Annotated in this window: 17 protein-coding genes; 4 read left to right on the plus strand and 13 right to left on the minus strand. The window is 73.5% G+C overall.

Annotated elements, in window-relative coordinates:
- Nucleotides 1-50: 50 nt before the first annotated feature.
- Entirely contained in the window at nucleotides 51-1037 is a 987-nt protein-coding gene (locus FB458_RS18355; RefSeq protein ID WP_246061362.1) for an LLM class flavin-dependent oxidoreductase, read from the minus strand.
- 24 nt (nucleotides 1038-1061) lie between these two features.
- On the opposite strand from FB458_RS18355, the gene FB458_RS18360 reads away from it, so the two are divergent.
- Together FB458_RS18360 and FB458_RS18365 are read left to right on the plus strand one after the other, a co-directional pair.
- Nucleotides 1062-1643 (plus strand): uracil-DNA glycosylase family protein, encoded by a 582-nt coding sequence (locus FB458_RS18360; RefSeq protein ID WP_170185738.1) that lies wholly within the window; start codon nucleotides 1062-1064, stop codon nucleotides 1641-1643.
- A 54-nt stretch (nucleotides 1644-1697) separates the two neighbouring features.
- Nucleotides 1698-3233 carry a helix-turn-helix domain-containing protein gene (locus FB458_RS18365; RefSeq protein ID WP_141849775.1) on the plus strand — a complete coding sequence of 512 codons (1536 nt, stop codon included), beginning with the start codon at nucleotides 1698-1700 and terminating at the stop codon, nucleotides 3231-3233.
- Nucleotides 3234-3295: 62 nt separating this feature from the next.
- Here FB458_RS18365 and FB458_RS21950 read toward each other — a convergent pair whose 3' ends face one another.
- On the minus strand, nucleotides 3296-5086 hold the full coding sequence (locus FB458_RS21950; protein WP_141849776.1) for an HNH endonuclease: 1791 nt from the start codon (nucleotides 5084-5086) through the stop codon (nucleotides 3296-3298).
- 180 nt (nucleotides 5087-5266) lie between these two features.
- Here FB458_RS21950 and FB458_RS18375 point away from each other — a divergent pair, with 180 nt between their 5' ends.
- The gene (locus FB458_RS18375; RefSeq protein ID WP_141849777.1) at nucleotides 5267-6031 is read left to right on the plus strand and encodes a 3-hydroxybutyrate dehydrogenase; all 765 of its coding nucleotides are present in this window, start codon (nucleotides 5267-5269) and stop codon (nucleotides 6029-6031) included.
- Nucleotides 6032-6043: 12 nt separating this feature from the next.
- Here the strand turns inward: FB458_RS18375 and FB458_RS18380 are convergent, their stop codons facing one another.
- From FB458_RS18380 to FB458_RS18400, 5 genes are all read right to left on the minus strand, one after another.
- On the minus strand, nucleotides 6044-6430 hold the full coding sequence (locus tag FB458_RS18380; RefSeq protein ID WP_141849778.1) for a hypothetical protein: 387 nt from the start codon (nucleotides 6428-6430) through the stop codon (nucleotides 6044-6046).
- Nucleotides 6431-6519: 89 nt separating this feature from the next.
- Nucleotides 6520-8046 (minus strand): aldehyde dehydrogenase, encoded by a 1527-nt coding sequence (locus FB458_RS18385; RefSeq protein WP_141849779.1) that lies wholly within the window; start codon nucleotides 8044-8046, stop codon nucleotides 6520-6522.
- A gap of 140 nt (nucleotides 8047-8186) precedes the next feature.
- Nucleotides 8187-9158, minus strand: a complete 972-nt coding sequence (locus FB458_RS18390; protein ID WP_141849780.1) for an AraC family transcriptional regulator — start codon at nucleotides 9156-9158, stop codon at nucleotides 8187-8189.
- A gap of 64 nt (nucleotides 9159-9222) precedes the next feature.
- Nucleotides 9223-10458, minus strand: coding sequence for a CaiB/BaiF CoA transferase family protein (locus FB458_RS18395; RefSeq protein WP_141849781.1), 1236 nt, complete (start codon nucleotides 10456-10458; stop codon nucleotides 9223-9225).
- Entirely contained in the window at nucleotides 10455-11405 is a 951-nt protein-coding gene (locus FB458_RS18400; protein ID WP_141849782.1) for a hydroxymethylglutaryl-CoA lyase, read from the minus strand. The genes FB458_RS18395 and FB458_RS18400 overlap by 4 nt, the downstream gene beginning before the upstream one ends.
- A gap of 147 nt (nucleotides 11406-11552) precedes the next feature.
- Between FB458_RS18400 and FB458_RS18405 the strand changes: the two genes are divergently transcribed.
- Nucleotides 11553-12461, plus strand: a complete 909-nt coding sequence (locus FB458_RS18405; protein ID WP_141849783.1) for an SCO6745 family protein — start codon at nucleotides 11553-11555, stop codon at nucleotides 12459-12461.
- A 145-nt stretch (nucleotides 12462-12606) separates the two neighbouring features.
- Here FB458_RS18405 and FB458_RS18410 read toward each other — a convergent pair whose 3' ends face one another.
- The 6 genes from FB458_RS18410 to acnA form a co-directional block, all read right to left on the minus strand.
- Nucleotides 12607-13626: a zinc-dependent alcohol dehydrogenase gene (locus tag FB458_RS18410; protein WP_170185739.1), complete on the minus strand. Its 1020-nt coding sequence runs from the start codon at nucleotides 13624-13626 to the stop codon at nucleotides 12607-12609.
- A 2-nt stretch (nucleotides 13627-13628) separates the two neighbouring features.
- Nucleotides 13629-14147 carry a DinB family protein gene (locus FB458_RS21465; protein ID WP_170185740.1) on the minus strand — a complete coding sequence of 173 codons (519 nt, stop codon included), beginning with the start codon at nucleotides 14145-14147 and terminating at the stop codon, nucleotides 13629-13631.
- A gap of 137 nt (nucleotides 14148-14284) precedes the next feature.
- Complete coding sequence (gene dxs / locus FB458_RS18420; RefSeq protein WP_141849786.1) at nucleotides 14285-16153, minus strand: 1-deoxy-D-xylulose-5-phosphate synthase; 1869 nt, start codon at nucleotides 16151-16153, stop codon at nucleotides 14285-14287.
- Between the two features lie 85 nt (nucleotides 16154-16238).
- Nucleotides 16239-16607, minus strand: a complete 369-nt coding sequence (locus FB458_RS18425; protein ID WP_141849787.1) for a hypothetical protein — start codon at nucleotides 16605-16607, stop codon at nucleotides 16239-16241.
- Nucleotides 16608-16642: 35 nt separating this feature from the next.
- Entirely contained in the window at nucleotides 16643-18055 is a 1413-nt protein-coding gene (locus tag FB458_RS18430) for a C39 family peptidase (RefSeq protein WP_246061363.1), read from the minus strand.
- A gap of 205 nt (nucleotides 18056-18260) precedes the next feature.
- Nucleotides 18261-21020, minus strand: coding sequence for an aconitate hydratase AcnA (acnA, locus tag FB458_RS18435; RefSeq protein WP_281286115.1), 2760 nt, complete (start codon nucleotides 21018-21020; stop codon nucleotides 18261-18263).
- Nucleotides 21021-21102: the final 82 nt, after the last annotated feature.

Here is a 21102-nt window from a genome sequence, read left to right on the forward strand (position 1 = left end):
TCCTGGCCCGCTGCGGCCCGGGAACGGGCACATCCGGAGCACGGAGTCGGTCAGGGGTGGACCAGGGGCGCGAGCGCGTCCAGGGCGGCGGCGGGGTCGTCGCCGACGGGGTAGAGCGCCTGGGAGCGGACGCCGGCCCCGGCGACCTCGGCCAGCCGGGTCCTCGCCTGCTCCGCGGTGCCGGCGACGGCCAGCTGCCGTACCCACGCCGCCGGGAGGGTCGCGACCGCCTCGTCGACCGAACCGGCCGCGGCGACGTGGGCGGCCAGGTCGTCGGCGAACGGAAGGTCGACCAGGTGGGGCGCCCAGGCGGGGTCGGCGACGAAGCGCAGCGCCGGACGGACGGCGCCGATCGCGGCGGCCTCCCCCGGCGCGCCGTCAGCCTCGGGGGCGACGCTCGCGACCTGGTACGCGACGAGCGTCGCGTCGGGTCCGACGCGGCTCCGTACGGACGCGACGTACTCGGGCGTCGTCGGCTCGGCGAGCAGCACGCCGTCGGCGTGCTGCGCGGCCACCTCCATCGACCGCGGCCCGCGGACGCCGGCCAGCAGCGGCGGCACGGTGCGGGGCGGATGGGCGAGGCGGACGTGGTCGAGGGCGACGTACCGGCCGGCGGTCGTCACCTCCTCGCCGCGCAGCAGCGCCCGGAGGGCGTCGAGGTACTCGCCCAGCAGGGTGAGCGGGCTGGCGACGGTGGCGCCGACCTGGTCGTTCCAGGAGGCCATGCCGTGCCCGACGCCCACGGTGAGCCGGCCGGGGTGCAGCCCGGCGAGGGTGGCGACCTCGAGGGCGGCGTACGCGACGTTGCGGGCGCCGACCGGGAGGACGCCGAGACCGACGTCGAGCCGCTGCGTCACCGCGAGGGCGGTCGCGGCCTGCGCGACGCCCCCGTGCAGGAAGCAGTCCTCGACGACCCACAGCTCGTCGAAGCCGAGCTCCTCCACACGCCGGACGAAGGGGACGAGGCGTTCGGCGGGGAGGGACGGCGGGACGATGACGCCGACGCGGGGGCGGGTCTCGGGCGGGGCGGCGCTCACCCGGCGATCGTAGGAGGGCATCGCGTGACGAGCGGGTACGACGCCCGGGTGACCGGCTCCCCCGACACCAGCCTCCTGCGCCCCGGACTGCGGCTCGTCATCGCCGGCACCGTCGGTCGGGCGTACCGGCCCGACCGCTACTACGCCGGGCCCGGCAACCGGTTCTGGGAGCTGCTCGAGGGCAGCGGGCTGGTCCCCGTGCGGCTGGACCCGGACCGGGCGGACGAGCTGCCCGCGCACGGAGTCGGGCTCACCGACCTCGTCACCGAGCGCGTCCAGCGACCGCGCGAGGAGCCCGAGGTCGTCATCCACCGGGCACCCTTCGACCGCGCCGTCCGCCGGGTGCGTCCGCGGGTGGTGGCGTTCGTCAGCAAGACGGCGGCCACGTGGTACGCCCGGGGCGCGGGGCAGCGCCTCCCCCGCGGGTACGGCGAGCTGTCGTGGACGGTCGCCGGCGTCCCGGCCTTCGTCTTGCCGGGGCCGTCGGGGGCCAACAACGGCATGCCGGTCCAGCTGCGGCTGGCGCTGTGGACCGACCTGGCCGACTACCTCGAGCACCTAGAGCACCTTGAGGCGCAGGACCACACGGCCGATGGGCTACCGTGAGGAGGTCGGCGTGTCGGTTCGTTCGTATCTCATATATGAGATAACGTGACCGTCATGACCGTCACGGACACCTACCTCGTGCGCATCGGCTCCCTCATCCGGGACGCGCGGCGCCACAAGGGCCTGACCCAGGCCGAGCTCGCCTCCTCGCTGCAGACCAGCCAGAGCGCGGTCGCGCGGATCGAGCAGGGCCAGCAGAACCTCAGCCTCGAGATGCTGGCGCGGATCGGCGAGAGCCTCGACTCGGAGTTCGTCTCCCTCGGCTCGTCGGGCCCGCAGCACCTGCGCATCGTCGGCGGACAGAAGCTGCACGGCGCCATCGACGTCAAGACGAGCAAGAACGCCGCCGTCGCGCTCCTGTGCGCCTCGCTGCTCAACCGGGGGCGCACGACGCTGCGCAACCTCGCCCGGATCGAGGAGGTCAACCGCATCCTCGAGGTCCTCGGCTCGATCGGCGTGAAGACCCGCTGGCTGCCCGGGACCAGCGACCTCGAGATCGTGCCGCCGGCGCAGCTCGACCTCGACGCGATCGACGTCGAGGCGGCGCGCCGCACGCGGACCGTCATCATGTTCCTCGGTCCGCTGCTTCACGACCTCGACCGGTTCCACCTGCCCTACGCCGGTGGCTGCGACCTCGGCACCCGCACCGTCGAGCCGCACATGGCGGCGCTGCGCCCGTTCGGGCTCGACGTCGTCGCGACGCAGGGGTTCTACGAGGCGGCGGTCGACCGCTCCCGCAGCCCGCAGCGGGCGATCGTCCTCACCGAGCGCGGCGACACCGTCACCGAGAACGTGCTCATGGCCGCAGCCCGGCACGACGGCGTCACCGTCATCCGCAACGCCTCGCCGAACTACATGGTCCAGGACCTCTGCTTCTTCCTGCAGCAGCTCGGCGTCGGCATCGAGGGCATCGGGACGACGACGCTCACCGTCACCGGTCGCAGCATGATCGACGTCGACGTGGAGTTCTCCCCCTCGGAGGACCCGATCGAGGCGATGAGCCTCGTGGCCGCCGCCGTCGTCACCGAGTCGCAGATCACCATCCGCCGGGTGCCGATCGAGTTCATGGAGATCGAGCTGGCGACCCTCGAGGGAATGGGGATGCGCTACGAGGTCTCCGAGGAGTACACGTCGTACAACGGGCACACGCGCCTGGTCGACCTCACGACCATCCCCGGCCCGCTCACGGCGCCGATCGACAAGATCCACCCGCTGCCGTTCCCCGGGCTCAACATCGACAACCTGCCCTTCTTCGCGCTCATCGGCGCCATGGCCGAGGGCACGACGATGCTGCACGACTGGGTCTACGAGAACCGGGCCATCTACCTCACCGAGCTGACCAAGGTCGGCGGCAAGGTCCAGCTGCTCGACCCGCACCGGGTGCTCATCGAGGGCCCGACCCGCTGGCGCGCCGCCGAGGTCATGTGCCCGCCGGCGCTGCGCCCCGGCGTGGTCGTGCTGCTGGCGATGCTCGCCGCGCCGGGCACGTCGGTGCTGCGCAACGTCTACGTCATCAACCGCGGGTACGAGGACCTCGCGGAACGCCTCAACGCGCTCGGCGCCACCATCGAGGTCTTCCGCGACATCTGAGCCGAGCGCTCGGCCACCCGAGCGCACCGGTCGGCCGGCCCGCCTCCCACCACCCCCGCGCCTCACCGGCGCGGGGGCGGTGTCGGTGGGGCGTGCCAGGTGACGCCGGTGGAGGTGACGGTGGCGCGCAGGTCATGGGTGTGGACGTGGGTGTGGTGGCGTCGGCACAGCAGGGCGGCGTTGCTGCGGTCGGTGGTGCCGCCGCGTGACCACCATTCGGCGTGGTGGACGTCGCACCAGGTGGCGGGGACGGTGCAGCCGGGGTAGGAGCAGTGCTTGTCGCGTCGCCACACGACCAGGCGCTGCGCGGGGGCGAACAGGCGCTTGGTGCGGCCGAGGTCGAGGACCTGGCCGTCGGCGCCGAGGAGGGCGGGGATGATCCCGGCTTCGCAGGCGAGGCGGCGGACGGTGGCGGCGGACAGGACCTCCCCGGTGCTGGTGATGCCGGCGCGGTCGAGGGCGCCGACCAGGGCGTCGAAGTCGATGGTGACGAGCAGCTGGGTCTTGTCTCCGAGCCCGGGCCGCGGCCCGAACGCCGCCCCAGCACCCGCCCCAGCCTCGGCCTTCGGCTCAGCCCCGGTGTCGTCATCCCGAGCAGAGCCGGCTGAGCCGGCAGTCGAGCCGCCGCTGGAACCGCCGCTGGAACCGCCGCTGGGACCACCGCTGGAGCCCCCGGTCGAGCCGCCGGTCGAGCCACCGCCGGACCAGCCGCCGGGGACGCCGGCGGGGACGCCGGCGTCGCCGCCGCCGGCGGCGACGGCGCGGGTGACGAGGTCGAGCAGGGCGTCGGCGCGGCGGGTCGCCGCCGAGCGGGGGTCGGTCATCTCCCCCGGTTCGAGGGTGCCGTCCTGCAACCGGCGCGGCGCGGACAGCGCGGACACGGCGGCGTCGACGATCGCGGCGCCCTCGGGGTCCAGGGTCAGCTTGTACGAGGCCAGGCCGGTGGCGGAGCAGCCGCCGTCGGTGCGGGTGAACGCCCGCGCCAGCCGACCCCGGCGTTCGTCGTCCTCAAGGTCCTTCGCGGGCTTGACCAGCTGCGCGGCCTCGCGCAGGTGCCGGGCCAGGAGCTTCGCGTCGACGCCGCGCAGGGACCCGGGCGCTTCGACCTCGCGCGGGTCGCTCGACCCGTCGGGCCGGACCTCGGGCAGGACGTCGGAGGCGCCGACGACGAACCCGGCGACCCACGTCGTCAGGTCCTCCTCGTCCGCCACGGGCTGGATCTGCTGGGCGAACCGCACGATCTGCGCGGCCCGCCCGACCGGCAGCGCGGTGGAGAAGATCGCCGCCCGCACGACGTCCGCACCGGGGATCCGGTCCCGCGACGCGCCCCCGAGCTGTCCTGTGTCAGGCGCGGCAGTGGCTCGGGCCACCGTGACCGCAGCGGCGACGGCGTTCACCTCCGGCAGCGGCGCCCGCGCCCCCAGCGCCTGCCTCAGATAGTCCGGCACCGAGAACCCCGCCTCGGCGGCCAAGCCCCGCGAGAGGACCTCCCCGAGCAGGACCTGCTCCAGCACCTCCAACCGCGCCCGCGCCTCGCCGACGTCCGCGAACGCCGACAGCACCTGCCCGGTCGACAGCCGGCACCCCTGCGACGTCGACGTCGGTTCCGCTGCTGCCCGCAGGTGCGCCACCGCCACGGCGGTCGCGGAGTCCAGCAGCTCGCTCGACCCGGCCGCCGAGACCTCCTGCGCAGCGCTGTCCTCGCGCGGCGCTCCGAACCCGGCCGACCACCCCGCCAGCTCCCCCAGCACGTCCCCGACCCGACGCCACGACCCCGCACCAGCAGACCCCGCACCACCAGGCGCGGCAGCGGCGTCCGCCGCACCACGCTCCGGGGTCAGGTCCTCGTCCATGTGCCAACGCTAGACGCGACCACCGACAGCCCAAGCCGGCTGTTGCACGCCAATCCCGCTGTTGCGCAGCCGAATTCGCCCCAGAGAACAATTCGGACGTCTCGTCACCCTGACCGACGCTTTGCTTGACACGGAGACACCCGCCGCCCTACACGAGGGCGCCTGGGTAGGTTGGCCGGCATGACGCAGGTCTCCCCCACCCAGCCCCTCGTCGGTCGTCGCGCGCTCGTCACGGGTGCCGCTTCGGGGATCGGCGAGGCGATCGCCCGGCGCTTCGCCGAGGCCGGCGCCCACGTCGTCGCGGTCGACCTCGACGCAGACCGGCTCGCCCCGCTGGCTGAGCTCGACGACGTCGAGACGGTCGCGATCGACCTCTCCGACCTCGACGGGCTCAGCGCCCTCCCGACCGACGTCGACATCCTCGTCAACAACGCCGGCATCCAGCACGTCGCCCCCATCGAGTCCTTCCCGCTCGACCGCTTCGACCTCATCCTGAGGCTCATGCTGGCCTCGCCGTTCCGGCTCGTGCGGCAGTCGCTGCCGCACATGTACGAGGGCGGCTGGGGTCGGGTCGTCAACGTCTCCAGCGCTCACGGGCTGCGGGCCAGCGAGTTCAAGTCGGCGTACGTCACCGCGAAGCACGGCCTCGAGGGACTGTCCAAGACGATCGCGCTGGAGGGGGCCCCGCACGGCGTGACGAGCAACTGCATCAACCCGGGCTACGTCCGGACCCCGTTGGTGGAGAAGCAGATCGCCGACCAGGCCGCGTCGCACGGGATCCCCGAGAGCGAGGTGCTCGACACCGTCATGCTCGCCTCCGCGGCCGTCAAACGGCTCGTCGAGCCGGAGGAGGTCGCCGAGCTCACGCTCTTCCTCTGCGGCTCCGCCTCCGCCTCGGTGACCGGCAGCTCGTTCGCCATGGACGGCGGCTGGACCGCCCACTGAGGCAGAGCGGCCTCAGCGGCCCCGGCAGTCCACCCAGGCCACCTGCGTCATGGCCGTGCCCGGGTCCGCGCCCGTCACCCACATGCCCCCGAAGACCACGGTCTGCTGCACCCCGATCGTGCTCAGGCACTCGGGCCACCCCCGCTCGTGGAAGCTGCCGGCGGCGTCGTACCAGGACACGCTGGTCGCGGCGCCGAATCCCGCGCCGTCCACGGTCGCGCTGAAGATGTGGTCGCCGACGTACGCCGTCGTCACGTAGGTGCTCGTCGTGACGGTCTTCGCCGTGCTCGCCCCCCACCCATAGCCGATGAGGCCCGCGACAGCGATCGCGCACGCGACCATGACCCGGCGTTGCCGGACCGACCGGCGCTCGGCGCGCGACGATCCCGTGGCCGGCACCAGCGACAACCTGCTCATCACTTCTCCGTCCGGCGAACGATCCGTTCGCCGCAGGATCGCACACACGCAGGCCCCGCGGGCCCGAGACGCTAGCCCAGCTTGAACGGGTCGCGCGTGCCGCCGGTCAGCTCGATGTAGACCGACTTGGTCTCCAGGTACTCGTCGACCGCGGCCGCGCCGTTCTCCCGCCCGATGCCGGACAGCTTGTAGCCGCCGAAGGGCATGTTCGGTGCGACGACGCGGTAGGCGTTGACCCACACCGTGCCCGCCTTGATCCGCGCCGCCACCCGGTGCGCGCGGTGGACGTCCTTGGTCCACACCGCTCCCGCCAGCCCGTACGGCGTGTCGTTGGCCAGCCGGACCGCCTCCTCCTCGTCCGAGAAGGTGTAGGCCGACAGTACCGGCCCGAAGACCTCCTCGCGGACGATCGTGGCGCCCGGGTCGGCGACGACGACGGTCGGCCGGACGAACAGCCCGCCCAGCTCGGCGTTGGGCTCGCCACCGCACGCGATCGTCTGCCCCTCCGCCTTGGCGCCCTCGAGGAACCCGAGGACCTTCTCGTACTGCGGCCGGTTCGCGACGGGGCCCATCTCGGTCTGCGGGTCGGTCGGGTCGCCCTGCTTGATCGCGTTGGCGCGCTCGACGACCTTGGCCACGAGCTCGTCCTTGATCGACTCGTGGACGATGAGCCGAGACCCCGCCATGCAGGTCTGCCCGGTCGCCGCGAACACCCCGGCGACGAGGCCGTTGGCGGCGGCGTCGAGATCGGCGTCGGCGAAGACGACCTGCGGGGACTTGCCCCCCAGCTCGAGGGTGACCTTGCGGATATTGGCCACCGCCGCCTGCGCGACCGCCGCCCCGGTCGCGGTCGACCCGGTGAACGCGACCTTGTCGACGCCCGGGTGCGCCGCGAGCGCCGCGCCGGTGTCGCGCGAAAGCCCGGTGACGACGTTGAGCACCCCCGCGGGCAGCCCGGCCTCGTGCAGCACCTCGGCGAACGCGACCGTCGACGCGGGCGAGTGCTCGGACGGCTTGACCACGCAGGTGCAGCCGGCGGCCAGCAGCGGTGCCAGCTTGAAGGTCAGCAGCAGGAGCGGGCTGTTCCACGGCGTGATGGCGCCGACGACCCCGACCGGCTCGCGCACGGTGTAGCCGAAGTAGGTCTGCGGGGCGAGCTGCGGGACGGTGCGGCCCTCGAGCTTGTCGGCGAGACCGGCGAAGTAGAGGTACCACTGGCCGAGCCCCTGGAGCTGGCCGAGCATCTCGCGCATGAGCTTGCCCGAGTCGCGCACCTCGAGCAGCGCCAGCCGCTCGGCGTTGGCGGTGACGCCGTCGGCGACCTTGCGCAGCACGGCAGCCCGTTGGAAGCCGGTCATCTGCCCCCACTCCCCCTCGAACGCGGCGCGCGCCGAGGCGACGGCCCGGTCGACGTCCTGCGGGCCGCCGTCGGCGACCCGCGCCCAGGCGCGCCCCGTGTAGGGGTTCTGCGACTCGAAGGTGCGCCCCGAGGCCGCGTCCACGCTCCGCCCGTCGATGAACAGGCGGAAGGTCTCCAGCTCCTCCGCGCCCGCACCGTCGCCCGGGCTGGTCCTCTGCGAGGTGGTGTCGACGGTCATGACGCGCACTCCTTAGTGGCCGGTGCCGGCGCGGTCCCCGCCGGTCCCCTCACGCTAGGTCAGGCCTGCGACACCGGCTATCCCCTCACGGCGCGTCTCCGACCGCTCAGCGCGACCCGCCGTACGGGGCGCCGTACGGCTCAGCGGTGCAGCGTCTGGTTCGGCAGCTCGTGGAACTGCGCGCGGTACTGCTGCGCGAAGCGCGACTGGTGGAAGAACCCCCACCGCGTGGCGATGTCGGTGACCCGCGCCGTCGTCGGGTCGCCGGCGAGCAGCTCGGCCCGCACGTTGGCGAGCCGGACCCGGCGCACGTAGGCCATGGGGGACTCGCCCACCTGGTCCTTGAAGGCCGCGTGCAGCGTCCGCACGCTGACGCAGGCCACCCGGGCGAGCACCTCCGGGATGAGGTCCTCCGCGGCGTGCTCCTCGACGTAGCGCAGCACCGGCGCCAGCCGGCCCACCCGCTGCCGGTCGCCCTCCCCGGCGAGGGCGTCGCTGAACTGGTGCCGGCCCGCGAGGAGCAGCTGGGTCAGCACGTAGGACTCCAGCTGGCGGCGCGCGATGGCCGAGTCCGCCAGCCCGCCCGGCTGGTCCAGCTCGGTCGCCAGGAGCTGCACGGCGCGCAGCAGGCTCGGTCCCGAACCGACGTCCAGCCCGAGCTGGAGGTCGAAGTCGACGACCTCCGCGACCGGACGGCCGAGCAGGTCGGCCAGGTGCGACTCGAGCGTCGCGCGCGGCACCTTGAGGATGAGCTGCTCGGCGTCGGGCGCCCAGCGGACCGTCGTCTCCTCGTCGGGCAGCAGCACGGTCCCGCTCCGCCCCGCGGTCGTGGCGGCCTGCGCGCCGTCGCTGCGCACGGCCCGGGTGCTCCCGACGACGGTGAGGTTGACGTGGTAGCAGGTCTGGGTCGGCGGCATCGACAGCTCGGTCTCGGCCTGGTACGTGAGGAACCCGAGGGTCAGCACCCGGTCCGTGACGGCGTTCAGCCGCATGTCGAGGGCCTCGGTGCGCCCCTCGAGCCGGTGCGGCAGGTAGACCTTCGTGACGGCGTCACGCGCCTCCTCGAGGCTGGTCGTGTGGACGACCGGCGCCGACGACAGGTACTCCCGCACGCGCGCTCCTCCTCGGGCTCGACCTCGGGCTCGACCCGGGGAGTCTAAGCAGACGGCGCCGCCGTCACCCGCGTGGCCGCCCGAGGATCCGCGTGAGGACGTCGTCGGTGTGCTCCCCGAGGTCCGGTCCGGGGTGCCCGACCGGCAGCGACGTCGGCCCGAGCAGCGGCACGACTCCGGGGAAGGCGACGTCCCGCACCTCGCCGGCGACGTCGACCGGGACCTCCTGCACCATCCCGCGGACCCGGTAGTGCTCGTCGTCGGCGATGTCGGCGGCGGTGAGGATCGGCCCCGCCGGCACCCCGGCGTCGTCGAGGACGTCGAGCGCCTCGTCGCGCGGCAGCGTCCGCGTCCACGCCGCGATCGCCTCGTCGAGCTCGTCACGCCGGTCCCACCGCGCCGCGTTGCGAGCGAGGCTCTCGTCCTCGGCGAGGTCCCGTCGCCCGATCGCCGTCATCAGCCGGCGGAAGATCGAGTCGGCGTTGCCGGCGATGATCACCCAGAGGTCGTCGGCGCACGGGTAGGCGTTCGACGGCGCGATGCCCTGCATCCGACCACCACTGCGGGTGCGCAGCACCTCGTGCGCCGACCAGTCCGGCACGAGGGACTCCATCATCGAGAAGACGGCCTCGTGCAGCGCGACGTCGACGGCCCGCGCGTCCGGACCCACCGCGGCGGCTCCGGCCGCCCGGCGGCGTTCCCGGTCGAGCAGCGACATGACGACCCCGAAGGCGGCGTAGAGGCCCGCGATGGAGTCGCCGATCGACACACCGACCCGGGCGGGCGGGCGGTCGGGGTCCCCGACGAGGTCGCGCATGCCGCCGTACGCCTCGGCGACGGCGGCGAAGCCCGGTCGCTGCGAGAGCGGCCCGGTCTGCCCGAAGGCGGAGACCCGGGCGACGACGAGCTCGGGGTTGGAGGCGGTGAGGGTCGCCGCGTCCAGGCCCCAGCGGTCGAGGGTGCCGGGCCGGAAGTTCTCGACCAGCGCGTCGCAGACGTGGACGAGGTCGAGCACCGTGCGCTGCCCCTCCTCGGTCTTGAGGTCGAGCTCGACGGACAGCTTCCCGCGGTTGACGGTCCGATAGAGCATCGAGGTGTCGCCGGCGAAGAGCCGCCAGTTGCGCAGCTCGTCCCCGGTCCCCGGCCGCTCGATCTTGATCACCTCGGCGCCGAAGTCGGCCAGCAGGCGCCCCGCGGTCGGCGCGGCGATGAAGTTGCCCAGCTCGAGGACACGGAGCCCGGCCAGCGGCCGCTGGACGTCGAACGGACCGGCGTGCGGCGCCCCGTACGGCGTGCTCACGCCCGCACCGCCCGCTCGACCGGGTCCGGCGCGTCGCCCGCCCGCCCCAGCTGGGCGGTCACCGGGGTGCCGACCTGCTCGGCGAGCCAGCGCGCGGACGCGTCGGCCGCCGCGAGGTCGAGCCGCTCCGGCCCGCTCGCCGCGACCCCGCCGTGGCGCAGCAGGTAGGCCAGGTCCTCGGTCGCGATGTTGCCGGTCGCCGCCGGGGCGAACGGGCACCCCCCGAACCCGCCGAGCGACGCGTCCAGCGCGAGCCGCTGCCCGGCGTCGCGCCGTTGCGTCGCGGCGGCCCACGCGTTGGCGTAGCCGGTGTTGCGGGTGTTGTGGAAGTGCCAGCGCAGCGCGGGGACGCGGGCGTCGCCCCGCACCAGCCCGGCCAGCGCGGCGACCTGGTCCGGCGTGCCGACGCCGACCGTGTCGGCGAACGCGAGCTCGTCGAGACCCAGGTCCAGGACGCGGTCGGTGACCTCGCGCACTCGCTCCAGCGGCACCGCTCCCGTGAACGGGCAGCCGAAGGCCACGGCGAGGGTCACCGTCACGCTCATCCCCGCCTCACGGGCGACGCCGACGGCGCCGGCGGCCTGCTCGACGAGGGCCGCCGTCGACGCGCCCTGGTTGCGCTCGGCGAACGCGTCGGTGACGGGGACGACGACGTTGACCTCGGTGCACGCGGTGAGCGCGGCCCGCTCCGCGCCGCGGCGGTTGAGGACGAGCCCGATGTAGGTGACGTCGTCGCGACGGGGCACCTGGGCCATGACCTCCTCGGCGCCGGCCATCTGCGGCACCCGGTCGGGACGCACGAAGCTGACGGCCTCGAGGCGTCGTACGCCGAGAGCGAGGAGGCGGGTGATCAGCTCGACGCGCGTCCCGACCGGCAGCGTGCGGGCCTCGTTCTGCAGCCCGTCCCGCGGGCCCACCTCGACGAGCTCGACCGGTGACGCGGGCATGGCGGGTCCTCCTCGGGTGACGGGTGACCACGAGTCTCGTCGCCTGGCCGCGGCGCCTCTATCCGGCCCGTGCACAGCGGTATCCGCTGGATGCCGATTGTGCTCGCAGCCCTCGACGTCGACGCTCCCGGCCGCCATCATCGCGCCATGGACTACGCCGAGGCCCGCGCCGCCTTCTTCGCGCCCCGTGAGGGCGAGACCCAGCCGCTGGGCTGGACCACGCCTGCCCGTCGCCTGCGCGACGCCATCGAGCCGATCGCCACCGTCTGCTTCTGGAGCGAACCCTCGTACGACGCCGCCGCCGCGCGCGGCCTCGACTTCCTCTCCGGCTACGTCTGGGGGCGCTCGAGCGTGCTGGGCGAGCCCGAGGGGGCGGTCGCCGCGGCGGCGTTCGGCGTCTTCGCGCCCGGGCTGGTCGCCGACCTGTACGACGCCGGCCGCGCCGCCTGCTCGCTCACCGACGTCCGCGCCGCCCGCGTCGAGGGCGTCACCGCGGCGCTGACCCAGGCCGTCGGCGACCCGGCGGGCACCGAGGGGCTGGCGGAGACGACGGCCGCCCTCGAGGCCGCGGGCGACGCGGCGTCGCCCCTGGGGCGGCCGTTCTTCGCCGGGTGGGGGGCGCAGCCGGTGCCGGACGAGCCGTGGGCCCGGCTGTGGCGCGCGACCTCCCGGCTGCGCGAGCTGCGCGGCGACAGCCACCTCGCCGCGCTCGTCGGCGAGGGCGTCGACGGGATCCAGGCCAACGTGCTGACCGAGCTGTGGGTCGGCTGGGACCTGTTGTCCTACACCGGTTCCCGCGCGTGGGACCCCGAGCTCATGGCGTCGGCCGTCGCCGGCCTGGAGCAGCGCGGACTCGTCGCGGACGGCGCGCTGACCGACGCCGGCCGCGAGCTGCGCGATCGCCTCGAGGCCGAGACCGACCGAGCCGTGCAGCCCGTCATCGACGCCCTCGGCGACGACCTCGACGCCCACGTCGAGCGGCTCGAGCGGTGGTCGTCGGCCGTCATCGAGCGCGGCTGGTTCCCGCCGGACCCGTACAAGCGCGCCGCCGGCTGACTCCGTACGGGCTGCTGCGGGCGCGGGACGTCGACGTCACCCCCGGCAAGCTGACTGCTGCGGGAACGGGACGTCGACGTCACCCCCCGGATCCGGACTGCTGCGGGGCAGGGACGTCGACGTCCCTGCCCCGCAGCAGTCCGCGTCAGGGGGTGACGACGACCTTGATCGCGCCGTCGGCCTTGGACGCCGCCGTCTCGAACGCCTGCGCGACGTCGTCGAGCGAGAACCGGTGCGTCACCAGCGGGTCGAGGTCGAAGCGACCCGAGCGCACGAGCTCGAGGGCCCGCTCGTACTGTCCACGCCCGCCGTTGCCGCCGATGCCGAAGACGGTGAGCGTCTTGGCCATGATGGGGATGACCGGCAACGGAGGGAGGTCGTTGGCCCAGCCGATGTGGGCGACCTTGCCCTCCTTGCGGACCGCGTCGAGCACCATCGCCGACGACGCCGGGAAGCCGCTGGTCTCGATGACGATGTCGGCGCCGACCCCGTCGGTGAGGTCGAGGACCGCCTGCTTCGCGTCGACCTCGGCGACGTTGACGCAGTCGGTCGCGCCGAACGCACGCGATACCGTGAACGGCGCCTCGCGCGCGTCGGTCACGATGAGCTTGCCCGCTCCGGACAGCGCGCACAGCCGGGTCAGGGCCAGCCCGATCGGCCCCTGGCCGAGCACGACGACGCTCTCGCCGAGGATGATCCGCAGCCGGTCGACCGTGTTGAGCCCGACGGCGAGCGGCTCGAGCAGCGAGGCCTGCCAGGCCTCCACGCCGTCCGGGCGCGGGATGAGGTTGACGACGGGGACCGCGACCTTCTCGGTCATGCACCCGTCGGACCACAGCCCGATGAGCTTCTTCTTCTTGCAGTCGAAGGGCTTCCCGCTGTCGCACTCGGGGCAGTCGTTGCACGGCAGGGACGGCTTGACGGCGACGGGGCGGCCCACCCACGACTCCTCGACGCCCTCGCCGACGCTCTCGACGCGGCCGGCGAAGTCGTGCCCCGGCACCCGCGGGAAGGGCGTGTCGATCCGCCCGTCGTACTGGTGGACGTCGGTGCCGCACAGCGAGGCGGACTCGACGGCGACGACGACCCAGCCGGGCCGCGCATCGGGCTCGGGACGGTCCTGCAGCTCGACCTGGCCGAGACCCGTGAGGACGGCGGCGCGCACGCTCAGACCCCCTTCGGCGCGAACTCGCGGTTGCGCATGATCTCGAGGGCCTGCTCGACGTGCCCCGCGGCGTGACCGAGGATGAGCGGGCTCCACTCCTCGACGGTCATCGTCCCGAGGTCGGGGATCTCGACCCGGCGGGCGAGGACCTCCGCGCTCACCGAGCCCGCGGCGGTCGCGGTCGTCCGGCGGGTGCTGGCCAGCTGCCGGCGGGCGAGCTCGATGGTCGGCGGCGGGTACCCGACGAGGTCGTGCCCGACCTCCTCGCGGAAGAAGAACGACACCTCAGGGTCGCACTCGAGCCGCTTGAGGTCCCCGACCCAGAGCAGCGAGCAGACGTTGATGTGGCTCACGACCTGCGCGACGGTCCACCCCCCGTCGACGTGCGCCCGGTGCAGGTCGCCGTCGCCCAGCTGGGCCAGCGCGTCGTCGAGGCGGCCGAGCGCCGCGTCGGCGTCGGCCAGCGCCTGGCGCAGCGCCGAGGGGGTAACCGGCGTGGACAGGTCGGAGGTGTCGGTCACGGTGAGGCTCCCTTGCCGTCGTCGGGGCCACCTCGCGGGCGGTGCGGGCGGCCGAGGGCACGCTCCGGCGCCCCGCGCCCGATCCTGCGGGGTACGACGCCCCCGCACAAGGCCGCACGCCGCAGCCCCGACGCACCTCAGCGCAGCCGTGCGTCCAGCGCGTCGGCCACCGCGTCCGGCGTGAGCCCGATCTCCTCGAGCACCTCGCCGCGCGAGCCGTGGTCGAGGAAGCGCTTGGGGATGCCGTGCAGGTGCACCGGCACCTCGACCCGGGCCTCGTGCAGCGCGAGCGCGACCTGCGAACCCACCCCGCCGACGACGAGGTTGTCCTCGAGGACGGCGACCGCCCCGGCGGACCGGGCCAGGTCGACGAGGTCGGCGCTGACCGGCAGGCACCAGTGCGGGTCGACGACGCGGACGCTGCGGCCCTGGGCGGTGAGCTTCTCGGCGACCGACACCGCCGTCGTCGCCAGCTCCCCCAGGCCGACGAGGAGGAGGTCGACGTCGCCCTCGCCCGGCTCGGCGAGCACGTCGACGCTGCCGCTGCGCCGGACGGCGGGCAGCGGCGCGGGCGGGTTTTGCTTGGAGAAGCGGATGACCGTCGGGGCGTCGGGGACGTCGACCGCCTCGGCGAGTGCCCGTCCGAGGGCCTCGGCGTCGCGCGGGGCGCACAGGTGCAGACCAGGCACCATCCCGGTCAGCGTCATGTCCCACATGCCGTTGTGCGACGCGCCGTCCGTGCCGGTCACGCCGGCGCGGTCGAGGACGAAGGTGACGCCGGCCCGGTGCAGCGCGCAGTCCATGAGCAGCTGGTCGAAGGCGCGGTTGAGGAAGGTGGCGTAGACGCAGACGACCGGGTGCAGGCCGCCGTACGCCAGTCCGGCCGCCATCGTCACGGCGTGCTGCTCGGCGATCCCGACGTCGAAGACCCGGTCGGGGTGGCGCTCGGCGAACTCGCGCAGCCCGACCGGGATGAGCATCGCGGCGGTGATGGCCACGAGGTCGTCGCGGTCGGCCGCCACCCGCATGAGGGCGTCGCTGAACTCGTCGGTCCAGATCCGTCCCTTGACCTGCAGCGGCAGTCCGGTCTCGGGGTTGATCTTGTCGACGGCGTGGAACTGGTCGGCCTCGTCGCGGCGGGCGAGGTCGTAGCCCTTGCCCTTCTTGGTGAGGACGTGGACGAGGACGGGGCGGCCGAAGTCGCGCGCGCGCCGCAGGGTCGCCTCCACCGCGGCGGTGTCGTGCCCGTCGATGGGGCCGAGGTACTTCAGCCCGAGGTCCTCGAACATCCCCTGCGGGGCGACCATGTCCTTGAGGCCCTTCTTCATCCCGTGCGCCGCCCCGTAGACGGCGTTGCCGATGACGGGCGTGCGTGACAGGGCGTTCTTGCCCCAGGTGAGGAAGGCCTCGTAGCCCTGGGTGGTGCGCAGCGTCGCGAGGTAGTCGGCCAGCCCGCCGGTCGTCGGCGCGTAGGAGCGCTCGTTGTCGTTGACGACGATGACGAGCGGCAGGTCCTTCTCGGCGGCGATGTTGTTGAGGGCCTCCCAGGCCATGCCGCCGGTGAGCGCGCCGTCGCCGATGACGGCCACGGTGTGCCGGTCGCGCTCGCCCGCCAACCGGCGCGCCTTGGCGATGCCGTCGGCCCAGGACAGCGAGGTGGACGCGTGCGAGTTCTCGACGACGTCGTGCTCGGACTCGCCGCGCGAGGGGTACCCCGACAGGCCGCCGCGCTGGCGCAGCCTCCCGAAGTCGCGCCGCCCCGTGAGCAGCTTGTGCACGTAGGACTGGTGCCCGGTGTCGAAGACGATCGTGTCGCGCGGCGAGGCGAAGACCCGGTGCAGCGCAATGGTCAGCTCCACCACCCCGAGGTTGGGACCGAGGTGGCCCCCGGTGCGCGAGACCGACTCGATGAGGAACTCGCGGATCTCACCGGCCAGCCGGGGCAGCGCCTCGGGGGGCAGGGAGCGGACGTCGTCGGGTCCGTCGATGCGGTCGAGCAGTGCCACGGGGGGTCGGGGTCCTTTCGTGCGATCCCGCCGAGTCTAGGCGCTGGCCCACCGGTGGGCGGTGCGCGGGCGGTGCGTGACCCCGTCACAGCCGCGGGACGAACACCGTCCCGCGCAGCGCCTCGAGCACCAGGCCGGCGGCCCGCTTGGCGGCGACGAGCCGTAGCCCCTCCCGCTCGAGCTGCTCGATGACCTCGGCGAGCGCGGTCGCCGGCAGGTCGTCGCCGAGCTCGACCCGCACCTCCCGGTAGGCCTGGCGCATCGCCGACACCTGCCCGTCGAGGTGCCGGTCGGCCAGCCAGGCGAGGGCCAGCGGGTGCCGCCGCCAAGCGCCGTACGTGCGGTAGTCCGGCGGGCAGTGGTCCAGCAGCCAGGCGACGGCCCGGTCCTCCCACCCGGGCGAGTGCGCCGGGGGCACGCCGGGCGGCCACCCCGGCGGTACGGCGACGCTCATGCCCCCAGTCTGCGTCGCCGCACCGACAGACCTCCCTACCAGTTCGGCTCGGCCGGGGTGAGCGGGGCCGGGAGCCGCACGGAGCGCGGGTGCATGACGTAGGCGGTGCCGCCCGAGTGGGGCACCCAGGCGTTCTCGAGCTGGTCGCGGCGGTAGGTCGTGCGCACCTGCGCGTCGTCGGCGACCAGGTGGCTGGCCGGGTCGTTGACGACGACGTCCCCGTCCTGCGTGAAGCCGACGACGACCATGAGGTGGCCGTTGGTGCCGTAACCGGCCCCGTCGAGCTCGCCCTTGGCGAAGGACACCGAGATGACGACGGGGATCCCGCGCCGCACGAGCTCCTCGAGCTCGGTGAACGAGCGCAGCCGGGTGACGAACGCCTCGAGCCCGTAGCGGGCGGCGTAGGCGTTGTTGAACGGCCAGTTGCCGCAGCCGTCGTAGGCGTAGTCGAAGACGTTGCGGGCCGCGAAGTCCACCTCCGCGTCGACCGGCGGGTCGACCCAGGCCAGGTCGGCCGGCTGCGGCCCGACGCCCCAGTAGCGCAGCACCATGGCCGTCGACGTCGCCGAGCACCACGCCTCGCCGCCGTTGTCCCACTGCGGGTAGTGCCCGACGTGGACCTCCTGCGAGAGCGTCGGCACGTCGAGGACGACGCCGCGGGCGCGCCCGACCGGGCTGACCGGGACCGTCTCCTCGTCGGGCAGCGCGGACGCGACGGCGCCGACCATGGTGACGAGCGGCGTGTCGTCGCTGCCGACGGGGCGCACGAGGTTGACCTGGAGCTGGAAGTTCTTCAGCGCGTGGCCGCTGTAGGCGTGGAAGGTGTCGGTCCACACGGTCGCGAGGTCGGTGCCCTGGTCGTCGACGGACGCGCGGTGGATCGCGCCTCCGTCGGCCGGGTCGAGCGCGCACCAGCGGCCGAGGACGTACCAGCCGGACATCGTCCGGTTCTCGTCGACCCCGCGGACGAGCACCTCGACCCAGGTCGACCCCGGCGTCTCGACGTCCCAGGAGGCGATGAGCTCGGTGAGGCCGAACGCCGTCGCCACCCGCGGCGAGAGCCAGGTCGCCTGCTCGTACGACGCCGCCGTCCCGTCCCCGACGGGGTCGGTGTAGGTCCGCGTGGACGTCGCGCGGGCGATGACGAGCCGGCCGCTCGCGTCGGTCGTCGTCCCGCGGTTCGCGCCCTGGTGCCAGGAGCGACCCTGGAACCGGGTGAAGAGGACGTGCCGGGCGCCGTCGGCGGACGGGACCGCCTTGGGGCGCACCCGCGCCGCCACCACCGGGGCCACGGCGGCCTCGGCCCGCCGGGTGCCGAGGACGAGGGCCAGGCCGGCGGCACCGACGCCCAGCACCGCGCGCCGGGTGAGGGCGCCGGTCGGGGCGGGCGCCGTGGCCGCACAGGCCGCCGGGCGCGTGAAGGGACGGAGAGCACCGGTGTCGGCCACGGGGTCACCTCGGGGGTCGGAGGGGCGGTTGTGTATTTCTCACACGTCGTGGCTCCGGAGCGTAAACCCGTGACCGAGGTCGCGCCAGCCCAGGACCGAGGCGTGGGCGCCGCTCCGGGCGGGGCCGCCCGGGACGCGCGACGGCCCGCCCCGGGGTGGGGACGGGCCGTCGTACGGCGTGCTGGTGGTGCCGGTGGTGCCGGGCTCAGCCGACGAGCGAGCGCAGCACGTACTGCAGGATGCCGTCGTTGCGGTAGTAGTCCGCCTCGCCGGGGGTGTCGATCCGCACGACCGCGTCGAACTCGACGGTGCCGCCGTCCTGCTTCGTCGCCGCCACGTGGACGGTGCGCGGCGTCGTGCCCTCGTTGAGGACGGTGATGCCGCTGACCGCGAAGGTCTCCGTGCCGTCGAGGCCCAGCGACTCGGCGCTCTCCCCCTGCGGGTACTGCAGCGGCAGGACGCCCATGCCGATGAGGTTCGAGCGGTGGATGCGCTCGTAGCTCTCGGCGATGACGGCCTTGACCCCGAGCAGGCGGGTGCCCTTGGCGGCCCAGTCGCGCGACGAGCCGGAGCCGTACTCCTTGCCGGCGAGGATGACGAGCGGGACGCCCGCCTCCTGGTAGGCGGCCGACGCGTCGTAGATCGTCGTCTGCTCGCCGTCGGCCAGCCAGTTGCGGGTGAAGCCGCCCTCGACGCCGTCGAGGAGCTGGTTGCGCAGCCGGATGTTGGCGAAGGTGCCGCGGATCATCACCTCGTGGTTGCCTCGGCGCGAGCCGTAGGAGTTGAAGTCCTTGCGGTCGACCCCGTGCTCGGCGAGGTAGCGCCCCGCCGGGCTGTCGGCCTTGATCGAGCCGGCCGGGCTGATGTGGTCGGTCGTGACCGAGTCGCCCAGCTTGGCCAGGACGCGCGCGCCGTCGATGTCGGCCACCGGGGTGGTCGCCATCGTCATGCCGTCGAAGTACGGCGGCTTGCGCACGTACGTCGACTCGCCGTCCCAGGCGAAGGTGTCACCCTCGGGCGTCGGCAGCGACTGCCAGCGCTCGTCACCGGCGAAGACGTCGGCGTAGTCGGTGGTGAACATCCCCTGGTTGATCGAGTCGGAGATCACCGCCTCGACGTCGGCCGGGGCGGGCCAGATGTCCTGCAGGAACACGTCCTTGCCGTCGGTGTCCCGGCCGAGCGGCTCGGTGGCGAAGTCGAAGTCCATCGTCCCCGCGAGGGCGTAGGCGATGACGAGCGGCGGCGACGCGAGGTAGTTCATCTTCACGTCGGGGTTGATCCGGCCCTCGAAGTTGCGGTTGCCCGACAGCACCGAGGTGACCGCGAGGTCGTTCTCGTTGATGGCGGCCGAGATCTCGTCGGAGAGCGGCCCGGAGTTGCCGATGCAGGTCGTGCAGCCGTAGCCGACGAGGAAGAACCCGAGCTTCTCGAGGTAGGGCCACATGCCGGCCTTCTCGTAGTAGTCGGTGACGACCTTGGAGCCGGGGGCCATCGACGTCTTGACCCAGGGGGCGACGGTCAGGCCCTTCTCGACGGCGTTCTTGGCCAGCATGGCGGCGGCCATCATCACCGACGGGTTCGACGTGTTGGTGCAGCTGGTGATCGAGGCGATCGAGACGATGCCGTGGTCGATCTCGAACGACGCGCCCTCGGCGGTCGTGACGGTGACCTTCCTCGAGGGGCGGCCGGCGCCGTCGCCCTCGTCGGCCGGCTTCGGGCCGCCGTTGCCCTCGAGGTTGCCCGCGTCGCTGGCCGGGAAGCTCGACCCCGTACCGGCGTCGCCCTCGTCGTGCGCGACGTAGGTCGGCAGCACCTTGCGGAAGGCCGCCTTGGCGTCGGTGAGGGCGATCCGGTCCTGCGGGCGCTTCGGGCCGGCGATGGACGGGACGACGGTCGACAGGTCGAGCTCGAGCCGCTCGGAGAAGCGCGGCTCGACCGACGGGTCGTGCCACAGCCCCTGCTCCTTGGCGTAGGCCTCGACGAGGGCGACCGACTCGGGCGAGCGCCCGGTCAGGCGCAGGTAGTCGAGGGTGACGTCGTCGATGGGGAAGATCGCGCAGGTCGAGCCGAACTCGGGGCTCATGTTGCCGATCGTCGCGCGGTTGGCCAACGGCACCGCCGCGACGCCCTCGCCGTAGAACTCGACGAACTTGCCGACGACGCCGTGCTTGCGCAGCATCTCGGTGATGGTGAGGACGACGTCGGTGGCGGTCGCGCCGGCGGGGATCTCACCGGTCAGCCTGAAGCCGACGACGCGCGGGATGAGCATGGAGACGGGCTGGCCGAGCATGGCCGCCTCGGCCTCGATGCCGCCGACGCCCCAGCCGAGGACGCCGAGGCCGTTGACCATCGTCGTGTGCGAGTCGGTGCCGACGCAGCTGTCGGGGTAGGCGACGCCGTTCCGGACCATGACGGTGCGGGCCAGGTGCTCGATGTTGACCTGGTGGACGATGCCGGTGCCCGGCGGGACGACCTTGAAGTCGTCGAACGCGGTCTGGCCCCAGCGCAGGAACTGGTAGCGCTCCTTGTTGCGGCCGTACTCGATCTCGACGTTGCGCTCGAAGGCGTCGGCCCGACCGAAGACGTCGATGATGACGGAGTGGTCGATGACCAGCTCGGCCGGCGAGAGCGGGTTGATCCGCGTCGCGTCGCCGCCCAGCTCGACGACGGCCTCGCGCATGGTGGCGAGGTCGACGACGCAGGGCACGCCGGTGAAGTCCTGCATGATGACGCGGGCCGGCGTGAACTGGATCTCGGTGTCCGGCTCGGCGGTCTCGTCCCACTGCGCGAGGGCGCGGATGTGGTCGGCGGTGATGTTCGCGCCGTCCTCGGTGCGCAGGAGGTTCTCCAGCAGCACCTTGAGGCTGAAGGGCAGCGTCTGCGCGCCCTCGAGGCCGGCGAGGCGGTAGATCTCGTAGGCGTCGTCGCCGACCCGGAGCTCACCCCGCGCCCCGAAGCTGTCCACCGACCCCGTGGCCGATCCCGTTGCTGGTCCTGTCGCCACGCCGGGCTCCCTTCATCGCGAACTATCTTGACGTCAAGATAAG

The sequence above is a fragment of the Lapillicoccus jejuensis genome (assembly GCF_006715055.1).
GTDB classification, from domain to species: Bacteria; Actinomycetota; Actinomycetes; order Actinomycetales; family Dermatophilaceae; genus Lapillicoccus; species Lapillicoccus jejuensis.